Source organism: Streptomyces sp. NPDC013317 (assembly GCF_055563155.1).
The window spans coordinates 871,083-891,410 of record NZ_JBVHDX010000001.1 but is presented as its reverse complement, the minus strand read 5'-3'; the positions used below and the strand labels follow the sequence as shown (position 1 = coordinate 891,410).

The 20,328-nt window shown below is 71.5% G+C and carries 19 protein-coding genes; 12 read left to right on the top strand and 7 right to left on the bottom strand.

Annotation, left to right across the window (positions count from 1 at the left end; genetic code table 11):
• Positions 1-2: 2 nt before the first annotated feature.
• Both ACZ3IJ_RS03775 and ACZ3IJ_RS03770 read right to left on the bottom strand, forming a co-directional pair.
• Positions 3-758 (bottom strand): ABC transporter ATP-binding protein, encoded by a 756-nt coding sequence (locus ACZ3IJ_RS03775; RefSeq protein ID WP_467466044.1) that lies wholly within the window; start codon positions 756-758, stop codon positions 3-5.
• Entirely contained in the window at positions 755-1,270 is a 516-nt protein-coding gene (locus ACZ3IJ_RS03770; RefSeq protein ID WP_391796163.1) for a PadR family transcriptional regulator, read from the bottom strand. The genes ACZ3IJ_RS03775 and ACZ3IJ_RS03770 overlap by 4 nt, the downstream gene beginning before the upstream one ends.
• 123 nt (positions 1,271-1,393) lie before the next feature.
• On the opposite strand from ACZ3IJ_RS03770, the gene ACZ3IJ_RS03765 reads away from it, so the two are divergent.
• The 5 genes from ACZ3IJ_RS03765 (at position 1,394) to ACZ3IJ_RS03745 (ending at position 8,121) form a co-directional block, all read left to right on the top strand.
• A complete protein-coding gene (locus ACZ3IJ_RS03765) occupies positions 1,394-2,668 on the top strand; it encodes an ABC transporter substrate-binding protein (RefSeq protein WP_467466043.1) in 1,275 nt (424 codons plus the stop codon).
• A gap of 243 nt (positions 2,669-2,911) precedes the next feature.
• On the top strand, positions 2,912-4,567 hold the full coding sequence (locus ACZ3IJ_RS03760) for a glycoside hydrolase family 13 protein (protein ID WP_467466269.1): 1,656 nt from the start codon (positions 2,912-2,914) through the stop codon (positions 4,565-4,567).
• Positions 4,564-5,886, top strand: coding sequence for an ABC transporter substrate-binding protein (locus ACZ3IJ_RS03755; protein WP_467466042.1), 1,323 nt, complete (start codon positions 4,564-4,566; stop codon positions 5,884-5,886). Before ACZ3IJ_RS03760 ends, ACZ3IJ_RS03755 begins: the two co-directional genes overlap by 4 nt.
• 10 nt (positions 5,887-5,896) lie before the next feature.
• On the top strand, positions 5,897-7,261 hold the full coding sequence (locus ACZ3IJ_RS03750) for an ABC transporter permease subunit (protein WP_467466041.1): 1,365 nt from the start codon (positions 5,897-5,899) through the stop codon (positions 7,259-7,261).
• Positions 7,258-8,121: a carbohydrate ABC transporter permease gene (locus ACZ3IJ_RS03745; RefSeq protein ID WP_467466040.1), complete on the top strand. Its 864-nt coding sequence runs from the start codon at positions 7,258-7,260 to the stop codon at positions 8,119-8,121. Before ACZ3IJ_RS03750 ends, ACZ3IJ_RS03745 begins: the two co-directional genes overlap by 4 nt.
• Positions 8,122-8,218: 97 nt before the next feature.
• Here ACZ3IJ_RS03745 and ACZ3IJ_RS03740 read toward each other — a convergent pair whose 3' ends face one another.
• On the bottom strand, positions 8,219-9,643 hold the full coding sequence (locus tag ACZ3IJ_RS03740; protein WP_467466039.1) for a tetratricopeptide repeat protein: 1,425 nt from the start codon (positions 9,641-9,643) through the stop codon (positions 8,219-8,221).
• Positions 9,644-9,890: 247 nt separating this feature from the next.
• Between ACZ3IJ_RS03740 and ACZ3IJ_RS03735 the strand changes: the two genes are divergently transcribed.
• Complete coding sequence (locus ACZ3IJ_RS03735; RefSeq protein ID WP_467466038.1) at positions 9,891-10,301, top strand: VOC family protein; 411 nt, start codon at positions 9,891-9,893, stop codon at positions 10,299-10,301.
• Between the two features lie 123 nt (positions 10,302-10,424).
• Here the strand turns inward: ACZ3IJ_RS03735 and ACZ3IJ_RS03730 are convergent, their stop codons facing one another.
• Positions 10,425-11,216 (bottom strand): DUF4389 domain-containing protein, encoded by a 792-nt coding sequence (locus ACZ3IJ_RS03730; RefSeq protein ID WP_467466036.1) that lies wholly within the window; start codon positions 11,214-11,216, stop codon positions 10,425-10,427.
• A 443-nt stretch (positions 11,217-11,659) separates the two neighbouring features.
• On the opposite strand from ACZ3IJ_RS03730, the gene ACZ3IJ_RS03725 reads away from it, so the two are divergent.
• From ACZ3IJ_RS03725 to xdhC, 3 genes are read left to right on the top strand one after another with little or no spacing between them, the layout of a single operon-like run.
• A complete protein-coding gene (locus tag ACZ3IJ_RS03725; RefSeq protein ID WP_467466035.1) occupies positions 11,660-13,171 on the top strand; it encodes a xanthine dehydrogenase small subunit in 1,512 nt (503 codons plus the stop codon).
• Positions 13,168-15,555: a xanthine dehydrogenase molybdopterin binding subunit gene (gene xdhB / locus ACZ3IJ_RS03720; RefSeq protein ID WP_467466034.1), complete on the top strand. Its 2,388-nt coding sequence runs from the start codon at positions 13,168-13,170 to the stop codon at positions 15,553-15,555. The genes ACZ3IJ_RS03725 and xdhB overlap by 4 nt, the downstream gene beginning before the upstream one ends.
• 1 nt (position 15,556) lies before the next feature.
• Positions 15,557-16,408, top strand: coding sequence for a xanthine dehydrogenase accessory protein XdhC (gene xdhC, locus ACZ3IJ_RS03715; protein ID WP_467466268.1), 852 nt, complete (start codon positions 15,557-15,559; stop codon positions 16,406-16,408).
• Positions 16,409-16,455: 47 nt separating this feature from the next.
• On the opposite strand, the gene ACZ3IJ_RS03710 is transcribed toward xdhC, so the two are convergent.
• Both ACZ3IJ_RS03710 and ACZ3IJ_RS03705 read right to left on the bottom strand, forming a co-directional pair.
• A complete protein-coding gene (locus tag ACZ3IJ_RS03710; protein WP_467466033.1) occupies positions 16,456-17,682 on the bottom strand; it encodes a PP2C family protein-serine/threonine phosphatase in 1,227 nt (408 codons plus the stop codon).
• A gap of 173 nt (positions 17,683-17,855) precedes the next feature.
• The gene (locus ACZ3IJ_RS03705) at positions 17,856-18,224 is read right to left on the bottom strand and encodes a PRC-barrel domain-containing protein (RefSeq protein ID WP_467466032.1); all 369 of its coding nucleotides are present in this window, start codon (positions 18,222-18,224) and stop codon (positions 17,856-17,858) included.
• Between the two features lie 294 nt (positions 18,225-18,518).
• Here ACZ3IJ_RS03705 and ACZ3IJ_RS03700 point away from each other — a divergent pair, with 294 nt between their 5' ends.
• The 3 genes from ACZ3IJ_RS03700 to ACZ3IJ_RS03690 all read left to right on the top strand — a co-directional run bounded on the left by ACZ3IJ_RS03700 (position 18,519) and on the right by ACZ3IJ_RS03690 (position 19,693).
• Positions 18,519-18,974 carry an SsgA family sporulation/cell division regulator gene (locus ACZ3IJ_RS03700; protein ID WP_467466030.1) on the top strand — a complete coding sequence of 152 codons (456 nt, stop codon included), beginning with the start codon at positions 18,519-18,521 and terminating at the stop codon, positions 18,972-18,974.
• Between the two features lie 52 nt (positions 18,975-19,026).
• Positions 19,027-19,287: a WhiB family transcriptional regulator gene (locus ACZ3IJ_RS03695; protein WP_391797005.1), complete on the top strand. Its 261-nt coding sequence runs from the start codon at positions 19,027-19,029 to the stop codon at positions 19,285-19,287.
• A 73-nt stretch (positions 19,288-19,360) separates the two neighbouring features.
• The gene (locus ACZ3IJ_RS03690; protein WP_467466267.1) at positions 19,361-19,693 is read left to right on the top strand and encodes a nuclear transport factor 2 family protein; all 333 of its coding nucleotides are present in this window, start codon (positions 19,361-19,363) and stop codon (positions 19,691-19,693) included.
• Between the two features lie 22 nt (positions 19,694-19,715).
• Here the strand turns inward: ACZ3IJ_RS03690 and ACZ3IJ_RS03685 are convergent, their stop codons facing one another.
• Entirely contained in the window at positions 19,716-20,264 is a 549-nt protein-coding gene (locus ACZ3IJ_RS03685) for a GNAT family N-acetyltransferase (protein WP_467466266.1), read from the bottom strand.
• Positions 20,265-20,328 lie beyond the last annotated feature (64 nt).

Sequence of the window (20,328 nt, the reverse complement as noted above, 5' to 3'; positions counted from 1 at the left end):
GGTCAGTCCTTGAGTTCCAGTACGCCGGCGAGGCCGGTGCCGCGCGGCGGTGTGCCGCCCAGTTCGGCGTCGTCGGCTATCCGGCCGTCGAAGAAGCTGATCACCCGGTCCGCCGCGCTGGCGAGCCGCGCGTCGTGGGTGACGAGCACGATGGTCTGGCCGCGCTCGTGCAGCCTGGCGAGCTGGCGCATGACCTCGCGGGTGCCCTTGCTGTCGAGGCTGCCGGCCGGCTCGTCGGCGAGGAGCAGCCGGGGCTGGTTGACCAGGGCACGGGCGAGGGCGACGCGTTGCTGTTCGCCGCCGGAGAGCTCGCCGGGCATGCTGCGTGCCTTGGTGTCGAGGCCCAGCTCGGCGAGGAGCTTCTCGCGTTCGGCGCGGGCCCGCTTGGCGGAGGTGCCGGCGAGGAGGGCGGGGAGTTCGACGTTGTCGGCGACGGTGAGGTTGGAGACGAGGTTGAAGAACTGGAAGACGATGCCGATGCGGCGGCGCCGTTCCACCGCCCAGCGCGCCTCGGTCCAGCCGTCCGTGCTCTCGCCGTCGAGCCGGAGCGATCCGCTGTCGGGACGCTGGAGGCCGCCGAGCAGATGCAGCAGGGTGGACTTGCCCGCGCCCGAGGGCCCGGTGATCGCGACGAACTCGCCGCGCCGCACCGTCAGGTCCACGCTGCGCACGGCGTGCGCGGGCGCGCCTTCGCCGTGGTGGGTCTTGACGAGCCCTTCGGCGTGCACGAGCGGCACGGGTATGGCGGAGTCCGTCATTGCAGCTCCTCCAGTTCCTCCTGGCAGCGCTCCAGCCAGTCGAGGTCGGCCTGGAGGTGCAGCATGGCGCCCTCGATGAGCAGGTGGGCGATGCGGTTGTCCCGGTTCTCGGTGGCGGCCAGCTTGGACAGGTTGCGCATGGTGGTGAGGTACTCGCGTCGCTGCTTGTTGATGAGGGCGATCTGGTCGGCGAGACCGGTGCGCGGGGCCAGGGCGAGCTTCATGAAGAACTCGTCGCGGACCCTCGGTTCGTCCGCCGTCTCGTCGAACCAGCCGCGCAGTGCTTCCTGCCCGGCGTCGGTGAGGCGGTAGATCTTCTTGTTGGGGCGGCTCTCCTGGGCGATCTCCTCGCCCTCGATCAGCCCGGACTTCTCCAGCCGTCCGAGCGTGACGTAGATCTGCCCGACGTTGGTGGGAGGGTACGCGGCGCCCAGCAGTTGCTCAAGGTCCTGCTTGAGCTCGTACCCATGGGCAGGGCCCCTGGCCAGGAGGGCGAGAAGGGGAAGGCGCACCCGTGCTGTCCTCCCTTGGCGTGCTCCCGGTGTGATCTGGGCTCTAGTATCGCCCATGCCTAACGGGTATACATGCCCTGTCGTCGGACGAAGGTGTACGGCGCGGTGCTCTGGGAGGAACCTATGCGGTGGATGCGTGCCGCGGGTAGGGGTCTCCTGGCGCTCGCGGTCGTACTGACGGGTTACATCGCTGCCGGTGTCCCGTCCGGTGGCGGGGAGCCCGCGGGCGGGCGCGGCCCGATGACGCTGGCCACGGCCGGCGATCTCACCGGCTATCTCGGCCCCGTCCTGGAGGGCTGGAACCGCGCGCATCCGGCAGAGAAGGTCACCCTGGTCGAGCTGCCGGACTCGGCGGACGAGACCCGGGCCCAGATGATCACGGATCTCAGGTCCGGCGAGGGCAGGTTCGACCTGCTCAACATCGATGTGGCGTGGACGTCGGAGTTCGCCGCGGCGGGCTGGATCGCGCCGCTGGAGCGCGGGCGCTTCCCACTGGAGAGTTTCCTGCCGCCGGTGGTGGACACGGCCACGTACGACGGAGGGCTGTACGCCGTCCCTTACGTGACCAACGCGGGGATGCTCTTCTACCGCAAGGACGTGCTCGACCGCGTGGGGCAGCGCCCGCCGCGGACCTGGGCGGAGCTGGAGCGGCAGGCCCGGACCGTCGCCCCGGAGTACGGCCTGGGCGGCTACGCGGGCCAGTTCCTGCCGTACGAGGGGCTGACGGTCAACGCCGCGGAGGCGGTGTACTCGGCCGGCGGGACGATCCTCGGCGACGAGGGCGAGCGGGTCACGGTCGACTCGGCGGCGGCCCGGGAGGGGCTGGGGTTCCTCGCCCGCGGTGTGCGGGACGGCTGGATCCCGGAGGAAGCCCTGACGTACAAGGAGGAGGAGTCCCGGCAGGCGTTCCAGGACGGCCGGCTGCTCTTCCTGCGCAACTGGCCGTACGCGTACGCCGGCGCCTCGGGCACCCAGTCCAAGGTCGCCGGGAAGTTCGGCGCGGTGCCGCTGCCGGGCCCGGGGAGGGCGGGCACGAGCGTGCTGGGCGGGTCGAATCTGGCCGTGAGCAGCCACGCCCGGCACCCGGAGTCGGCGCGTGACCTGATCGCGTACCTCACGAGCGAGCGGGTGCAGCGCCGCGTACTGAGCGAGGGCGCCCTGCCACCGGTGCGGGCCGCGCTGTACGAGGATCCCGCGCTGGTGGCGCGCTTCCCGTATCTGCCCGCGCTGCGGGCGAGTGTGCTCGCGGCCGCGCCGCGCCCCAAGAGCCCGCACTACGAGCAGGTGAGCCTCGCCGTGCAGGCCGTGGTCCATGACGCGATGGCGCAGCACCAGACACCCGAGGCCGCGGTACGCCGGCTCGCGGACGAGCTCGCGGCCATCGCCCGTCGTCGCTGACGTCTTCCGCACCTCTCGTCACCTCCGCACCCACGCCTGCGGCCTACTTACCTGTTAGGTATCAGTATGCGGAACTCTACCGTCTCCCGATCGGGACAAAATAGGGCATAAGTCCCCAACAAGCGCCGTTTTTCGGCAGCTTCATTGACACTCCCGCGACACACCTACTTAACATGCATGCATAACAGCTACCCGCTCTGGGTGGCGCGCACCCCTTCACGCAGAAATACAGGTCAACGGGTGATGCTCACAGCCCCCAGCCACCGCCACTGGTGGCGCGACGCGGTGATCTACCAGGTGTACGTCCGCAGCTTCCTGGACAGCACCGGCGACGGCATCGGCGATCTCGCCGGTGTCCGGGCCGGTCTTCCGTACCTCAAGAAGCTCGGGGTCGACGGCATCTGGCTGAGCCCGTTCTACCCGTCGCCGCAGCACGACCACGGCTACGACGTCGCCGACTACTGCGACGTGGACCCCGTCTTCGGCGACCTCGCCGAGTTCGGGCTGCTGGTCGCCGACGCCCGCAGGCTGGGCGTCAAGGTGCTCCTGGACATCGTCCCCAACCACTGCTCCAGCGAACACGTCTGGTTCCGCGAGGCCCTCACGGCCGGCCCCGGCAGCGAGGCCCGCGCCCGCTTCCACTTCGCCGACGGCCGCGGCCCGGACGGCGAGCTGCCGCCCAACAACTGGCACGCCATGTTCGGGGGGCCGGCCTGGACCAGGATCACCGAGCCGGACGGCGCGCCCGGCCAGTGGTACCTGCACATGTTCACCCCCGAGCAGCCGGACCTGAACTGGCGCAACCCCGAGGTCGGCGCCCACTTCGACCACGCCCTGCGCTTCTGGCTCGACCGTGGCGTCGACGGCTTCCGCATCGACGTGGCGGCCGGCCTCTTCAAGCACCCCGCGCTGCCGGACTCCCCCGACCCGGAGGCCGACGCCCGCACCCGCGACTCGGTCAACCCGCTCGCCTGGAACCGGCCCGAGGTGCACGGCGTATGGCGGCACTGGCGGTCGGTGTGCGAGGAGTACACGGCCCGCGACGGGCACGAGCGGCTCCTCGTCGGCGAGGTGTCGGTGCCGACCGCCCGTGAACACGCCGAGTACGTCCGCCCCGACGAACTGCACCAGGCGTTCTTCTTCGACCTGCTGGGCGCGCCCTGGGACGCCGACGCCTTCCGCAAGGTCATCGACGAGGCGATGCGCGACATCGCGGGCACCGGCTCCACCGTCACCTGGGTGCTCAACAACCACGACCAGGTGCGCACGGTCACCCGGTACGGCGAGTCCGGCACCGGGGGCAGCGGGCTCGGGGCCGCCCGGGCGCGCGCGGCCGCCCTGCTGATGCTGGCCCTGCCCGGCGCCGCTTACATCTACCAGGGCGAGGAGCTGGGCCTGCCGGAGGTCGTGGACCTGCCGGACGAGGTGCTCACCGACCCGATCTTCCGGCGCACCGGCAGCCGGGCCCGGATCCGCGACGGCTGCCGTGTGCCGCTGCCGTGGTCGGGGCACGCCTCGCCCTTCGGCTTCAGCACGGGGGCGGAGAGCGCCAAGCCGTGGCTGCCGCAGCCCGGCTGGTTCGCCGAGCACGCCACCGACCGGGCGCTGGCCGACACCCGCTCGTTCTGGCACCTGTATCGCGACGGCCTGCAGCTGCGGCACGGTCTGCCGCAGCTGGGCGAGGGCACCCTGCGCTGGCTGGAAGCACCGCCCGGCGTACTGGCCTTCGTGCGCGGCGACGGACTCGTCTGCGCCGTCAACTTCGGCACCGCTCCGGTGCCCGCCCCGGTCTCCGGCGCCCCGCTGCTGTCCAGCGGGCCCTGCCCGACCGGCGTACTTCCCGGATCCACCGCCGCCTGGTGGATCAGCGACGACACCACCCTGGAGGGACCGCGATGACCATACGACGGATGACGACGGCCTGCTGCTCCGCACTCGCCCTGGCACTCGCCGCGACCGCGTGCGGCGGAGGAGCCGTCAGCGCCGGCGGCGGCAGCAAGGAACTGTCCGGCCAGACCCTCGACGTGGCCGGTGTCTGGTCGGGCGCCGAGCAGAAGAACTTCCAGAAGGTGCTGGACGCCTTCACGGAGAAGACCGGCGCCACGACCCGGTTCGTGTCCACCGGCGACAACGTCTCCACCGTCGTCGGCAGCAAGATCGAGGGCGGCAACGCCCCCGACGTGGTGATGGTCCCTCAGGTCGGTGTGCTCCAGCAGTTCGCCGAGCAGAAGTGGCTCAGGCCGCTGTCCGAGACCACGAAGAAGTCCGTCGACGCCAACTACGCGCCGGTGTGGAAGAACTACGGCTCCGTGGACGGCACGCTGTACGGCCTGTACTTCAAGGCCGCCCACAAGTCGACGGTCTGGTACAGCCCCGAGGCGTTCGAGCAGGCGGGCGTGGTGCCGCCGAAGTCGTACGAGGAGATGCTCAGAAGCGGGCAGGCCGTCTCCGACTCCGGCCTGCCGGCCTTCGCGGTCGCCGGTGAGGACGGCTGGACCCTCACCGACTGGTTCGAGAACATCTACCTCTCCCAGGCCGGTCCGGAGAAGTACGACCGGCTCGCCCGGCACGAGATCGCGTGGACCGACCCCACCGTGGTGAAGGCCCTGACCACCCTCGGGGCGCTCTTCTCCGACAAGAAGCTGATCGCGGGCGGCCAGAAGGGGGCGCTGGGCACCGACTTCCCCGGCTCCGTCGAGAAGGTCTTCGGACCGAAGCCGGAGGCGGGCATGGTGTACGAGGGCGACTTCGTCGCCGGCATCGCCAAGGACCAGTTCGGCAGGAAGATCGGCGAGGACGCCGCCTTCTTCCCCTTCCCGGCGGTCGCGGGCGGCACGGCACCGGTGGTCAGCGGGGGTGACGCGGCGGTCGTCCTGAAGGACGGCAAGAACCAGAAGGCCGCGACGGCGTTCCTGGAGTTCCTCGCGACGCCGGAGGCGGCGGCCGTGTGGGCCGAGGCCGGCGGTTTCCTCTCGCCGAACAAGAAGCTCGACCTCGCCTCCTACGGCGACGACACGCTGCGCGAGACGGCCAAGTCGCTGATCGACGCCGGGGATTCGGTGCGCTTCGACATGTCGGACCAGGCCCCGGCGGCCTTCGGCGGCACCAAGGGCGTGGGCGAGTGGAAGATCCTCCAGGACTTCCTGCGCGACCCGTCGAACCCGGCCGCCACGGCCGCGGCGCTGGAGGGCGCGGCGGCCAAGGCGTACAAGAACTGAGGCGGCGGTCATGTCCACAGCCACCGCTCCCCCGCCACCCCGGGTCGACGCCGCCGGGGACGGTCGGCGGGACAGCAGTCCGCGGGCCCGGGCCCGGCGCCGCCGGCGGGTCGCCGCCGTCGCCTTCGTGCTGCCGGCGCTGCTGCTGCTCGGCGCACTGGTCGTCTACCCCGTGCTGTTCTCCGTGGGCCGCAGCTTCTTCGACGCGTCCGGGACGCGCTTCGTCGGCGGGGACAACTACGCGGAGATGTTCCGCGACCCGGCCACGCTGACCGCGATCCGCAACAGCGCCGTCTGGGTGGTCGTCGCACCGACCCTGCTGACCGGCCTCGGGCTGATCCTCGCGGTGCTGGTGGAGAAGGTCCGCTGGGCGACGGCGTTCAAGCTGCTGCTCTTCATGCCGATGGCCGTCTCCTTCCTGGCGGCGGGCATCATCTTCCGCCTCGCGTACGAGGAGGACCCGGACAAGGGCGTGCTGAACGCGGCCGTGGTCGGCGTGCACGACGCGTTCCGGGACGCGGCGTCCTACCCGACCGCCCGGGCCCGCGAGGGCCAGGGGCTCGAGAGGGGGCCGGACGGCTCGTACGGAACGTCCGGCACGGTCTCCCCGGGGCAGAGCCTGGCCCTCGGCTTCGTCGGCGTACCGCCCAAGGAACTGCCCGCGGGGGCGGAGCCGGCGGCGGCCGGGAAGGCCGGCCCGCAGGACGTGGCCGGCTCCGTGTACCTGGACTTCACGCCCGGCGGTGGGGGGCGACCGGGCGCGATCGACGCCGCGGAGCGGGGACTGCCCGGCATGACGGTGCAGGCGGTACGCGACGGGCGGAGCGTCGCCACCGCGACCACGGCGGCCGACGGATCGTTCCGCCTCACCGGCCTGGAGCCGGGGGCCTACACCGTCCGGCTGTCGGCGGAGAACTTCGCGCCGCCCTACGAGGGCGTCTCCTGGCTCGGTCCCGCCCTGGTCACTCCGGCGATCATCGGCGCGTACCTGTGGATCTGGACGGGCTTCGCGATGGTGCTCATCGGCGCCGGACTCTCGTCCCTGCCGCGCGACGCGCTGGAGGCGGCCCGGATGGACGGCGCGAACGAGTGGCAGGTCTTCCGGCGGATCACCGTCCCCCTGCTGGCGCCCGTGCTGACCGTCGTCTTCGTGACGCTGGTGATCAACGTGATGAAGGTCTTCGACCTGATCTACATCATCGCGCCGGGGCCGGTGCAGGAGGACGCCACCGTACTGGCCACCCAGATGTGGCTGGTGTCCTTCGGCGGGGGCAACGACCAGGGGCTCGGCAGCGCGCTGGGCGTCCTGCTCCTGCTCCTCGTGATCCCCGCGATGGTGTTCAACGTCCGCCGCTTCCGCAGGAGTCAGTCATGAGTGCGACCGCCACGATGCCGGGCGGCCGGCTGCGCCGCTGGCTGGGCAACGGTCTGGTCCAGGCGTTCCTGGCCGTCGTCGGGCTGATCTGGGTGACCCCGGTCGCCGGGCTGCTGCTGTCCTCGCTGCGCTCGGCGAGCGACAACGCCGCGAGCGGCTGGTGGACGGCCCTGACCGGCCCCGGTGAGCTGTCCGTGGACAACTACACCGCCCTCCTGGGCAACGCGGGCATCACCCAGGCCTTCTGGAACACCGTGCTGATCTCGGTGCCGACGACCGTCCTGGTCGTCGTCGTCGCGGCGCTCGCCGGATACGCCTTCGCCTGGCTGGAGTTCCCCGGCCGGGACTGGATCTTCCTGGGCGTGGTGGCGCTGCTCGTGGTGCCCGTGCAGGTGGGTCTGCTGCCGGTGGCGAAGCTGTTCGGTCAGCTGGGGCTGTTCGGCACGATCCCGGGCGTGGTGCTCTTCCACGTCGCCTACGGGCTGCCGTTCGCCGTGTTCCTGCTGCGCAACTACTTCGCGGACATCCCGCGCGAGATGCTGGAGGCGGCGCGCATGGACGGCGGCGGCGAGTGGCGGATCTTCACGCGGCTCGTACTCCCGGTCGGCCGGCCGGCGATCGCGAGCCTGGCGATCTTCCAGTTCCTCTGGGTCTGGAACGACATGCTCGTGGCGCTGCTCTTCGCAGACAGCTCGTCGCAGCCGCTGACGGTGGAACTGCAGTCGCAGGTACGGCAGTTCGGCAGCAACATCGACGTCCTTGCGCCGGGGGCCTTCCTCTCGCTCATCGTGCCGGTGGTGGTCTTCTTCGCCTTCCAGCGGCACTTCGTCCAGGGGGTGATGGCCGGCTCGGTGAAGTGACGGCAGGGGGCGGGGCCGGCGGTCGGTGGTGTTGCACGGGGGTCAACTGCCACCGTCCGGCCGGTCCTTGTCCCCGCCTGGCAGGATGCCGACCGCCTCAGAACCGGTCGGTCGTGAGGTCTCCGGTCCGGCCGAGCCGGCCGGCCCGCTCGCGGGCGACGGCTGCCTGCGCGGCATCGCCCAGGGCGTCCGCGAGGCGGGCCCTGCTCAGCCAGTTGTACGGGCTGTGCGGGCGCAGCGCGGTCCGCTCGCTGATGAGGACCCGCGCTGCGTCGTGCCGCCCGGACTTCAGGGCGGCTTCGACGAGGGTCTTCTGGATCGCGTCGCGCTGGGCGTGGCTGCCGCCGTACTCGTGGAGTCGCCGACGCACCGGCCACAGCAGTTCCACGGTGGCGTCGTGGTCCCCGGCGGCGTGGGCGACCAGCGCCTCGCACACCGGCAGGCCCACGTTCGCGGTCATCGCGTGGTTGGTGACCACGTCCGCGCCCGGTTCCGCCAGCCAGCGCCGCCGGTCGGCGATCAGCCGCCGCGCGTCCGCGTCCCGGCCGGCGCCGACGTAGGACATGACGGCGTGCACGTCGTTGAAGACGTAGAACGGAGGGTCGGACCGCGCCGACCAGGCGTCCGCGAGCGCCTCCCACCTGCGGGTCTGGTCGGAACCCGCGAGACGGAAACGCCACAGCATGGCGGCCGCGTCGAGGAGTTCCATGGCCAGCCCTCGGGACTCCTCGTTGTGCAGCGCCGCGTCGTAGATGTCGAGCGCGGTGCCGGTGTCGCCCGCCTCCAGGGCGTAGAGCGCGTAGTGCCACCAGTTGTGGACCGTGAGGAAGTTGCCTCCGGACCAGTCTCCGCTGCGCCCGTCGAGAAACGCGATGCCCTCGGAGAAGCGGCCCTGCATCTCGTAGGTGTGCACGACGGCGTGGATGGCCCACACGTCGTGCCGGTTCCGCTCGACCGCGGCCGATCCCGTCTCCCGGGCGTGGGTGTAATGCCCGGACTCCTCCAGACCGAAGGCGTACATGCCGAGGAGCGGGCCCAGGTGAGGGTCGTCCTCCTCCCAGGCGGAGAGGGCGCCGCCGATCCTGTCCCGCAGCCGCGGGGCGTCACCGGTGAGGAAGTCGAGCTGATGCCCGACGAAGAGCGCGAGCGCGTCGCGGGGAAAGGCCACCGTCAGCTCCTCGAGCACGGCACTCCCCCGCCGCAGATCACCCGCGAGCAGACTGCCGGCGGCCTCCGTGTGCAGTCGCTCCCGCAGGGGCAGCCCGGTCACGTCGAGCCCGGAGACGAACCCGTCGAATCTCCGCCGCGCCTCGGCGGCGTCCGCCGGCTCCGTGCCGAGGACTCCCAGATAGGCACCGAACGCCTGGGCCACCGGCGAGCCGGGGGCGGCCCCGAGGAGGTCGTCGACGGCACCGACCACCGCGGGGCGGAAGAAGAGCAGTTCCTCCACGGCACGGTCCAGGTGCGCGGCGGCCTCTGATGAGCCGTTGTACAAGTCGTGACCGTACCGGTCGGTCGCCAACGCTGATCACCTCGTCACGAGAGCCATCGGTTCGGCGCCGCAACAGCGGACGCCCCTCCCCATGGAGCCAGTTGTGCGGCTCCCGGCACAGTCCCTGAACAGGTGATCCGTCGGGGCCTGACCGGCCCAGCCCCGTCCGGCCCCCGCCTGCGTCCAGGCGGGTGACCGCGGCCCTCACGTCGTTCGAATCCGCCGCGACCGCGCATAGGCTCCCCGCACCGACCACGCGTCACGAAAGGAGCCTCTTGTGGCGTCTCGCCTCAATCCCTACATCACCTTCTCCGGTGAAGCGAAGCAGGCCTTGGAGTTCTACAAGGAGGTCCTCGGCGGCACCCTGAACCTCAACACCTACGGCGACTTCGGCTCCGAGGCGCCGCCCGGATACTCCGACAAGATCATGCACGGCATGCTGGAGAGCACCGGCGGCTTCACCCTGATGGGCGCGGACAACCCGCCCGGGAGCCAGCACACGCCCGGGAACAACTTCGCCGTGAGCCTGAGCGGCGACGACGCGGCGGAGCTGCGCGGCTACTGGGACAAGCTCTCCGCCGGTGGCACCGTGTCCGTCCCCCTGGAGAAGCAGATGTGGGGCGACGTGTTCGGCATGTGCAAGGACAAGTTCGGCATCACGTGGATGGTCAACATCAGCGAGCAGTGACCCGGGCCCCGCGTCGTCGACGCGTCGGCGCCCGACAGGATCACCGACGCGCCGTCCTCGCCGTGGGCCGGATGGGCGGACGTCAAGGGGACACCCGGACCCGGCCGGGTGGATGCCCGGAGGTCAGCGCGCCACTGACACGGCGGGCGCGTCCGCCCGGTCGTCGTCCATGTCGCTCTGGACCGTGCCGGACGTCAGATGGCCGGCCAGTCCGAGCAGCAGGAAGAGCCAGACCAGTACCTGTGCCCCCGTGCCCAGGCGGAGCGGCCGGGTGGCGGAGTGTGCCGTGGCTCCGGCGGGGGCGGGGGCGTCGCCCAGGATTCCCTTCGGGTACACGGGCGTCAGCATCATCACGTAGGCGGACAGCCTCATCCGGTACCGGACGACCGCCGCCGTGGCGCCGAAGACCGGCTCGGGCAGACGCCCCAGGACGATGCCGATCAGCCAGAACACCCAGCTGATCGCGAACCAGCCGGACTGCGCCAGGCTGCTGACGATCGCGGCCGGGATCATCAGGATGAGCCGGAAGAACACCGCCAGACGGTTGAGCGGGGTACTGCGCAGCTCGATCCGCACCGGATGGTCGGGGGCGTCGAAGGCGAACGGCGGGTAGCGGTCGACGAGCAGCGCGGCGCTGGCGGAGACCCGGGTCTGATAGGCGAGTACCGAGCCGAGGAACGAGGCGATCGGCTCGGGCAGCCGCCCCAGCACCAGGGCGCTGAACCAGCCCACGATCGTGACGAAGAAGGCGGCGATCGACAGCAGGAGGACGACGACGAACTGCGGAAGGAGCAGCAGCCAGCGCAGCAGCACCGTCCACCGGCGCTGCCGCCCCGGCGGTGGCACGTCCAGCGGCGGGCGCCACTCGCCTTCCTCGTCGTCGACCGAAGAACGAGGTCCCCAACCGGTCGCCATGGACGCCTCCGTCTCCTCCTGCTTGCCAGGGTCACCTCGATGGTGTCGCGGCCGCCCGGTCCCCGCACCACGACGTGGGCCACCAGGACCACCGTCCGCCCCGCGCCGGTTGACCGATCGACCTGCGGCGTCGTACTTTCAGCGCACCCACCCGTGAGCCGATGGAAGGAGGCGATGCCGGATGTCGACCATCTCCGCGCAGATTCGCCTCGCTCACGAGATCGCCTGGGCTCCCGGGCGCGTAGCACACGGCTGCTAGCAGCCCCCTTCCCGGCGTGCCCGATCGCGGCCCCGGTCTCTCTCGATTTCTGTCACCGCCTGCGGCACGCCGCTGCGTGCCGACGCGCGCGCTCCGGGTCATCGCGCTGCGCAACCGAACGAGGAAGCTCTGACATGACTACTGGGATGTACACGTCGGCCGTGCGCCGGAACGGGGGTCTGCCGTGGTAGAGGCGCGGATCACGGTCAACGGGAACGGAACACCGATCTCACCGGCCGCTCCCCACACCACCGTGCTGGACTTCCTGCGCGAGCGCGGCCTCACCGGGACCAAGGAGGGATGCGCCGAGGGTGAGTGCGGCGCCTGTTCGGTCCTGGTGGCCCGTCCCGGGGTGGACAAGCCGACGGACTGGGTGGCGGTCAACGCGTGCCTGGTCCCGGTCGCGGCGCTCGACGGTCAGGAGGTCGTCACCTCCGAAGGTCTCGCCACCCCCCGCGAGCCCGGCATGCCGCCCGCACTGCACCCGGTGCAGGAGGAGATGGCCGTCCGCGGCGGGTCCCAATGCGGTTACTGCACACCGGGGTTCGTCTGCAGCATGGCCTCGGAGTACTACCGGCCGGACCGCTGCGCGACCGTCGGCGCGCACGCCGCTCCGGACCAGGGAGCGGGAGTGGACGCGGACACGGACGCGGCCGGCGGTGCCGACGCCGAGCACGGCCCGAACGGATTCGATCTGCACTCCCTCAGCGGCAACCTCTGCCGCTGCACCGGCTACCGCCCGATCCGCGACGCCGCGTTCGCCGTCGGCATGCCCGCCGAGGACGACCCGCTGGCCCGGCGCCGCGAGCAGTCCCCGCCCGCACCGGTCGCCACCGAGTACACCCGTAACGACAGCACGTTCCTGCGGCCTGGAACCCTCGCCGAAGCGCTGCGTGTGCTGGGCGAGCGGCCCGACGCGGTGGTCGTCGCGGGAAGCACCGACTGGGGTGTGGAGGTGAACATCCGCTCCCGCAGGGCGGATTACGTGGTCGCCGTCGACCGGCTGCCCGAACTGCGGGAGCTGCGCGTCGCGCCCGACTCCGTCGTGATCGGGGCGGCGCAGACGTTGACCGAGATCGAGCGGCGTCTCGACGGCCGCGTCCCGCTCCTGGCCGAGCTGTTCCCGCAGTTCGCCTCACGGCTCATCCGCAACAGCGCGACCCTCGGCGGCAACCTCGGTACCGGCTCCCCCATCGGCGACACCCCGCCGGTGCTGCTCGCGCTGGAGGCGTCGGTGGTCCTCGCGGGCGCCGGCGGTGAGCGCGACGTGCCGCTCGCCGAGTACTTCACCGGCTACCGGCAGAGCGTGCGCCGTCCCGGGGAGCTGATCCGGGCCGTACGCATCCCGCTGCCGCTCTCGCCCGTCACGGCCTTCCACAAGATCGCCAAGCGCCGGTTCGACGACATCTCCAGCGTGGCGGTCGCCTTCGCGCTCGACATCGAGGACGGGATCGTACGCAAGGCACGCATCGGCCTCGGCGGCGTGGCCGCGACCCCGATCCGCGCCCTCGCCACCGAGGCCGCCCTGGAGGGCCGGCCCTGGACGGCGGAACATGTCGAGGCCGCGGCCCAGGTGCTGCGGGCCCAGGGCACGCCGATGGACGATCACCGTGCCAGCGCCGAGTACCGTTCCGCGATGCTCGGCCAGAGCCTGCTCAAGCTGTACGCACAGACCACCGAGGCGGTGTCGTCATGAGTCATCTGTCCGAACGTCCCGAGAAGCCGGTCGTCGGCGTCCCGCTGCCGCACGAGAGCGCCGGCCTGCACGTCACGGGCGCCGCGCTCTACACCGACGACCTGGTCTCCCGTACCAAGGACGTGCTGCACGCCTACCCCGTGCAGGTCATGCAGGCCCACGGCCGGATCACCGCGCTCCGCACCGAGCCCGCGCTCGCCGTCCCCGGTGTGGTGCGCGTGCTCACCGTCGCCGACGTGCCCGGCGTCAACGACGCCGGGATGAAGCACGACGAACCGCTCTTCCCCGACGAGGTCATGTTCCACGGCCACGCGGTCGCCTGGGTACTCGGCGAGACGCTGGAGGCGGCCCGCCTCGGTGCGGCGGCCGTCGAGGTGGAGCTCGACGAGCTGCCCTCCCTGATCACGCTGCAGGACGCCATCGAGGCCGGCAGCTTCCACGGCGCACGGCCCGTCATGGTGACCGGCGACGTCGACGCCGGCTTCGCCGATTCCGCGCACGTGTTCAGCGGGGAGTTCCGGTTCTCCGACCAGGAGCACTTCTATCTCGAGACGCACGCGGCGCTGGCCCTCGTGGACGAGAGCGGGCAGGTGTTCGTCCAGAGCAGCACCCAGCACCCCTCGGAGACGCAGGAGATCGTCGCGCACGTCCTCGGCCTGCACAGTCACGAGGTGACCGTGCAGTGCCTGCGCATGGGCGGCGGATTCGGCGGCAAGGAGATGCAGCCGCACGGGTTCGCGGCCGTCGCCGCGCTCGGCGCCAGGCTGACCGGCCGGCCGGTCCGGGTACGGCTCAACCGGACCCAGGACCTGACCATGTCCGGCAAGCGGCACGGGTTCCAAGCCACATGGAAGATCGGGTTCGACTCCGACGGCCGCATCCAGGCGCTGGACGCCACCCTGACCGCGGACGGCGGCTGGAGCCTGGACCTGTCCGAGCCGGTGGTGGCCCGCGCGATGTGCCACATCGACAACACGTACTGGATTCCCCACGCGCGCGTGGCCGGTCGCATCGCCAAGACCCACAAGGTCTCCAACACCGCTTTCCGTGGCTTCGGCGGGCCGCAGGGCATGCTGGTCATCGAGGACATCCTGGGGCGGTGCGCGCCGCTGCTCGGCCTGGACCCGACGGAGCTGCGTGAGCGCAACTTCTACCGGCCCGGGCAGGGGCAGACGACGCCGTACGGGCAGCCGGTCACGCAGCCCGAGCGGATCTCCGTCGTCTGGAACCAGGTTCAGGACGGCGCCGGCCTCGCCGACCGCCGACGGGAGATCGCGGCCTTCAACGCGTCGCACGCGCACACCAAGCGGGCGCTCGCGATCACCGGCATCAAGTTCGGCATCTCGTTCAACCTCACCGCCTTCAACCAGGCCGGCGCGCTGGTGCTGATCTACAAGGACGGCTCTGTCCTGATCAATCACGGCGGCACCGAGATGGGGCAGGGTCTGCACACCAAGATGCTGCAGGTGGCCGCGACCACGCTGGGCATCCCGCTGCACAAGGTACGGCTGGCTCCGACACGTACCGACAAGGTGCCCAACACCTCCGCCACGGCCGCCAGTTCCGGGGCGGATCTCAACGGGGCGGCGGTGAAGAACGCCTGCGAGCAGCTGCGCGAGCGGCTGCTGCGGGTGGCGGGCACCCAGTTGGGCGCGAACGCATCGGACGTCCGCATCGTCGAGGGCGTCGCGCGCGTCCTCGGCGACGACAGGGAGCTGGCCTGGGACGAGCTGGTGCGCACCGCGTACTTCCAGCGGGTTCAGCTCTCGGCGGCCGGTTTCTACCGGACCGAGGGGCTGCACTGGGACGCGAAGTCGTTCCGGGGATCGCCGTTCAAGTACTTCTCCTACGGCGCCGCCGCGGCCGAGGTGGAGGTGGACGGCTTCACCGGCGCGTACCGCGTCCGCCGGGTGGACATCGTGCACGACGTGGGTGACAGCCTGTCCCCGATGATCGACATCGGCCAGGTGGAGGGCGGCTTCGTCCAGGGCGCGGGCTGGCTGACGCTGGAGGACCTGCGCTGGGACGCCGGGGAGGGACCGAACCGCGGTCGGCTGCTGACCCAGGCGGCGAGCACGTACAAGCTGCCGAGCTTCTCGGAGATGCCCGAGGAGTTCCACGTGACGCTGCTGGAGAACGCCACCGAGGAGGGCGCGGTCTATGGCTCCAAGGCGGTGGGCGAGCCTCCGCTGATGCTGGCGTTCTGCGTACGGGAGGCACTGCGGGAGGCCGCCGCGGCGTTCGGACCGGCCGGGGTCAGCGTGGAACTCGCCTCTCCCGCGACACCGGAGGCGGTGTACTGGGCCGTCGAGGCCGCGCGTGCCGGCAAGGCGGGCGGCGGTCGCGAAGTCCCCGCCGAAGCGACCTCGTTGAGCCATGCCTGACATGACCTGGGTCGCCGCGGTCGCACGGTTGCGGGCCCGCCGGGAGACCGGCGTGCTCGTGACCGTCGCGACCGTGCGCGGCCACGCACCACGCAAGGCCGGTGCCAAACTCGTGGTGGGCCGGACCGAGACCTGGGGCTCGATCGGCGGCGGCAACATCGAGGCCGTCGCGATCGACCGGGCCCGCGAGCTGATCGGGACGCCCGACGCCGAGCCGGAGCTGATGGACTTCGCCCTCAACGACAAGGTCGTCGGCCGGCACGGCGTGCAGTGCTGTGGCGGCGCCGTGAGCGTCCTGCTGGAACCGCTGCCGCAGGTGCCGGCGGTCGCGCTCTTCGGCGTCGGGCACGTCGGCCTCGAACTGGCCCGCATCCTGGCCCGTCACGACCTCGATCTGCACATGATCGACACTCGCCCCGACATGCTCGCCGACGAACGGCTCGGGGTGCTCGCGGACGCGGTGGCGCAGATCCATGTGCACCGCACGCTGCTGCTTCCCGAGGAGGTGCTGGCGGAACTGCCGCCCGGTACCCACGTCCTGATCATGACCCACGACCACGCCGAGGACGCGGCGCTGTGCGACGCCGCGCTGCGCACCGACGGTCTCGGCCCGATCGGGCTGATCGGCTCGGCCGCCAAGTGGGCGCGGTTCCGGCACCGGCTGGCCACCGAGGGCGGCCACGGCGACGACGCCATCGACCGGATCAGGACCCCGATCGGGATCGCCGAGATTTCGGGAAAGGAGCCCGCCACGATCGCGGTGAGCGTCGCCGCGGACCTGCTGCGCACGTTCGAACGGGACCGCCAGGGGCACCCTGCCCGGGCGGACGGGACCGTCCGGGAGAACGCGTGACGTCGGGCCCGGCGCACAGCTGTGCGCCGGGCCCGTGCCCGTACGCCCTAGGTACCGGCTGCGGATGCGGACGTCGCGATCCGGCCCCGTGCCGTCGTACCGCGCCCGCTGGGGTGCCACTCGGTGAGCAGGATGGTGGCGTCGTCGCGCAGCTTGTGGCCCTGGTGCTGCCGCAGGCTCTGGATCAGGCGGCGGAGGGCTTCGGGTGCCGGGTCTCCCGCCGCGGTGGCGCGGATGACGGTGTCGGCCAGCCGTTCTTCCCCGTACAGGTCCCCGTCGCGCGAGCGGGCGTCGGTGACCCCGTCGCTGTAGAGGAGGATCCGGTCGCCCGGCTGGAGGCGCTGGGAGTGCTCGGTGGGCGGGAACTCGGTGACGAACGCCCACCCGAGCGGCAGGTCGGGCTCCCGGGCCAGCACCTGCGGCAGCACCCGTCCCTGGCGGATGAGCAGCGGCGGCGGATGTCCGCAGTTGATCCAGGTCAGCCGTCCGTCGGCGGTGTCCAGGTGGGCGACGACGGCGGTCATGAGCCGGTCGACGAACCACTGGTCCAGGATGCGGTCGATCGCGGTGACGATGTCGGTCAGCGAACCGCCGGAGCGGCGGGTCGCGCGGCACGCGGCGAGCCCGGCCGCGCTGGCCCCGCCCGAGGCGAGGTCGTGGCCCATGGAGTCCATGACGGTCAGGTGGAGGCCTCGGTCGTCCAGGCTGTGGTCGAAGGTGTCGCCGCCGATGTCGTACGCGGGCTCCAGCACCGCCGAGGAGGTCACCTCCGCCGTACCGATGGTCCGCGGCGGCAGGAAGGCCCACAGCAGCTCCGCCTGCACCGTCATCGCCCGCATGCGCTCGACCTCGACCAGCAGGTCGCTGTGGGACGACTTCGACACCACGAGCAGAGCAGCCACACCGGCGAGCGTCTCGCTGCGCCTGAGCAGGGCGTCCCCCAGCGAGGGCGCCGTCACCATCAGGACGCCGAGGCGCTCGATCCCGTCGATCATCGGCAGCCAGGCGGTTCCGCCGTCCCTCGACCGCTGTACCTGCTGCGTACGGTAGGCCAGGCCCGCGAGTGAGGCGTCGACGTCGGCGGTCTCCTGCCGTGCGGCACCCGGCTGGGGCAGTGCGATCAGCCGGATCTGCTGCAGGTCGGCCACGTACATGGCCGTCCCCTGGAGCCCCATGGACCGGCCGGCGTCGTCGACGAGGCCCGCGAGCTCCCGTACGGACAGCAGGTGCGAGCGGCTCAACAGATCGGCCAGCACATCCTCGTACGTCGACACACGACCTCCGCGGTTCTCCTCATGACGTCTCGCGGGGCGGCGGCAGGGAACGGCCCGTGGCTCTCAGGCTACGCAGACCCTCCGGTGATCGCCTCCGCACGCGCCGGTCGGTACGGCGGGAGGGCCCGGACTCGTCGAGTCCGGGCCCTCCCGCCGTACCGCCACGCGGAGGCTCAGATCATCGGGCCGCCGAACGGGCCGCCCAGGCCGTAGTACGTGCCGATGCCGTGGCGGTAGTCCGGGTCCTCGAGGTGCTTGTCGCGGTGGAACTCGGGAGCGTCCTTGATCTGTTCCTTGGTCCGGTCGACGAAGATCTTCCGCTCGTCCACGTCGATCCGCACCACGGTGCCGGCCGGGAGGAGGACCTCCTTGCCGAAGATCCAGACCCCGGTGTCCACGACGAGGTAGGCGTCGTCGACCTGGTCGGAGTGCTTGTCCACCTTCCCGATGCTGCCGTCGATCGCCTCGACCTTGTAGCCGGTCAGGTCCGTGCCGGCCAGATGACCCGCGGTCGACTTGTAGCTCCACACCTGCTCAGTCACGCGAAAACAACTCCTCCGGTAGGCGAGGACGGCCAACAGAGCGCTGCCGTCCTCCACTTCCGTCTGCCTTTCCCGGCGGTGCGCCTGCCCCGCCTGGGCTCCGTCTGCCCCGAGTCGCGCCGCGCATTCGCCCGAGTGCACCCGAACCGAACCTGGAACCGAGAATTCCGGCCCCGGGCATGCCTTTCACGCCCCTCTCACAGCGAGCAGGCGTGAAATCCCGATCCGGGGTTACGAGCGGGGGTACGGCGCCGTTCGGACGCGCCGCGACTGCCCCCGACGGAACGGGTGACGATGTCTGAATCGAGCCGGCACAAGACCGCGCAGCCGCCCACCGCACCTCAGGTGCGGTCGTGGCGGACCACCGCGCGCCGGGTCCACGGAGGGGTCGGTCTGCCCGTAGAGGCGACGTTCCACTACGACCCCGACGACCCCTGGGCGGTACGCGTCACCTTCCGGCCCCCGCTGGCCGAGGCCGTCGACTGGACGTTCTCCCGGGAGCTGCTGCGCTCCGGGACCCGCGTGCTCAGCGGCGAGGGTGACGTCCGGCTGTGGCCCCTGCGCCGCGGTGGCAGGGAGGGGCGCGTCCGCATGCGGCTCGGCCCGGTCGAGCTGTTCGCCGTAGTCGACGTGGACCGCGCGGGTCTGCGGGGCTGGCTGAGCGAGACGTACGGTGCCGTGCCCGAGGGAGAGGAGGCCGCCCGGATCGTCTGGGCGGCCGAGATCCCGCAACTGTTCGCGCGGCCGTAGACGCCGGATCACGCGCGACGGGACTCACACATGAAGACGACAGGAGGACATGATGTTGGACAGCTGGCGCGCACGTGCGGCCTGCCAGGATGTCGACCCCGACCTCTTCTTCCCGGTGGGGACGGGAGCACCGGCGCTGATCCAGGTCGAGGAGGCCAAGGAGGTCTGCCGGCGCTGCCCGGTGAGGGAGGAGTGCCTGCGCTGGGCCATGGACGACTCCCGCCAGGTGACGGGCGTGTGGGGCGGCCTGGACGAGGGCGAACGGCAGTCGCTGAAGCGGAGGGCGCGCCGCCGGGCGAACCGATCGGACTGAGGCGGGCGATGATACCGAGGTGAACGATGAGGCGAACGCGGTAGAAGAAGCGATCAGGGGTGAGCTCAGGCTCATGGACCCGGGCGTGCGGACGTCACGGGCGGAGGCCAGGCAGCTGCTGGACCCGGAGTTCGTGGAGGTCGGCGCCTCCGGCCGACGGTGGTCGTACGAGGAGATGCTGGCCGAGTTGCCGGCCATGACCGGCAACTCGGCCGAGGGTCCCCGTTACGTGCCGTCAGGCATGACGGGCGCCGTGCTGGCTCCGGGCGTGGTGCACCTGACGTACGAGACCGAGATCGAGGGCCGCCGGGCGCGCCGGAGTTCGCTGTGGCGCAGGCCGGACGAAGGGGCGGCCCTGCGCATGTACTACCACCAGGCCACCCCGCTCCCGGCCCGGGACGCCTAGGGCGTGGTGGGCCGATGCGGGGTCACCGAGTGGCCACGGGCTCGCGCAGGCCGACGCAGTCGAAGGCCCAGAAGGGCTCCGAGTAGACGAAGGTGCCCGTCATCCACGGTTCGTACGAGGACAACCGGGCGACCTGGAACGCGGCCTCGGGGATACGCAGGGAGGGCGAACGGAAGCCCACCGCGCCGGCGGCCTCGAAGCCGCGCGCGCCGTAGTAGCTCGGCGAACCCTCCAGGAACACCATCGGCACGCCCTGGCTGTCGGCCGCCTCGAGGGCGTGGGCGACAAGCCGCGTACCGATGCCCTGACGCTGGAACTCCGGGACCACGCCCAGCGGTGACAGCGACAGGACGTCCACGATCCCGCGCGGGGCGTCCACCCGCGTCGCGCTCAGCAGGGCATGCCCGACGACCTGGTCGTCGACGACGGCGACGAAGGACATCGGCGCCCATGCGGCCTCAGCGACGCGCAGCGCCTCCACGAGCCCGGGAACCCGCTCGCCGTCCCCGAAGGCGCGCGCATGGAGCTCGCGTACATCCCGGTGATCGTCGGCGGTCTCCCGCCGGATCACCGCCCGGGCACCGGCGGGAGTGGTCGGAGAGCTTCCAGGCGCATCCTGTGACGTCATGGCCGCG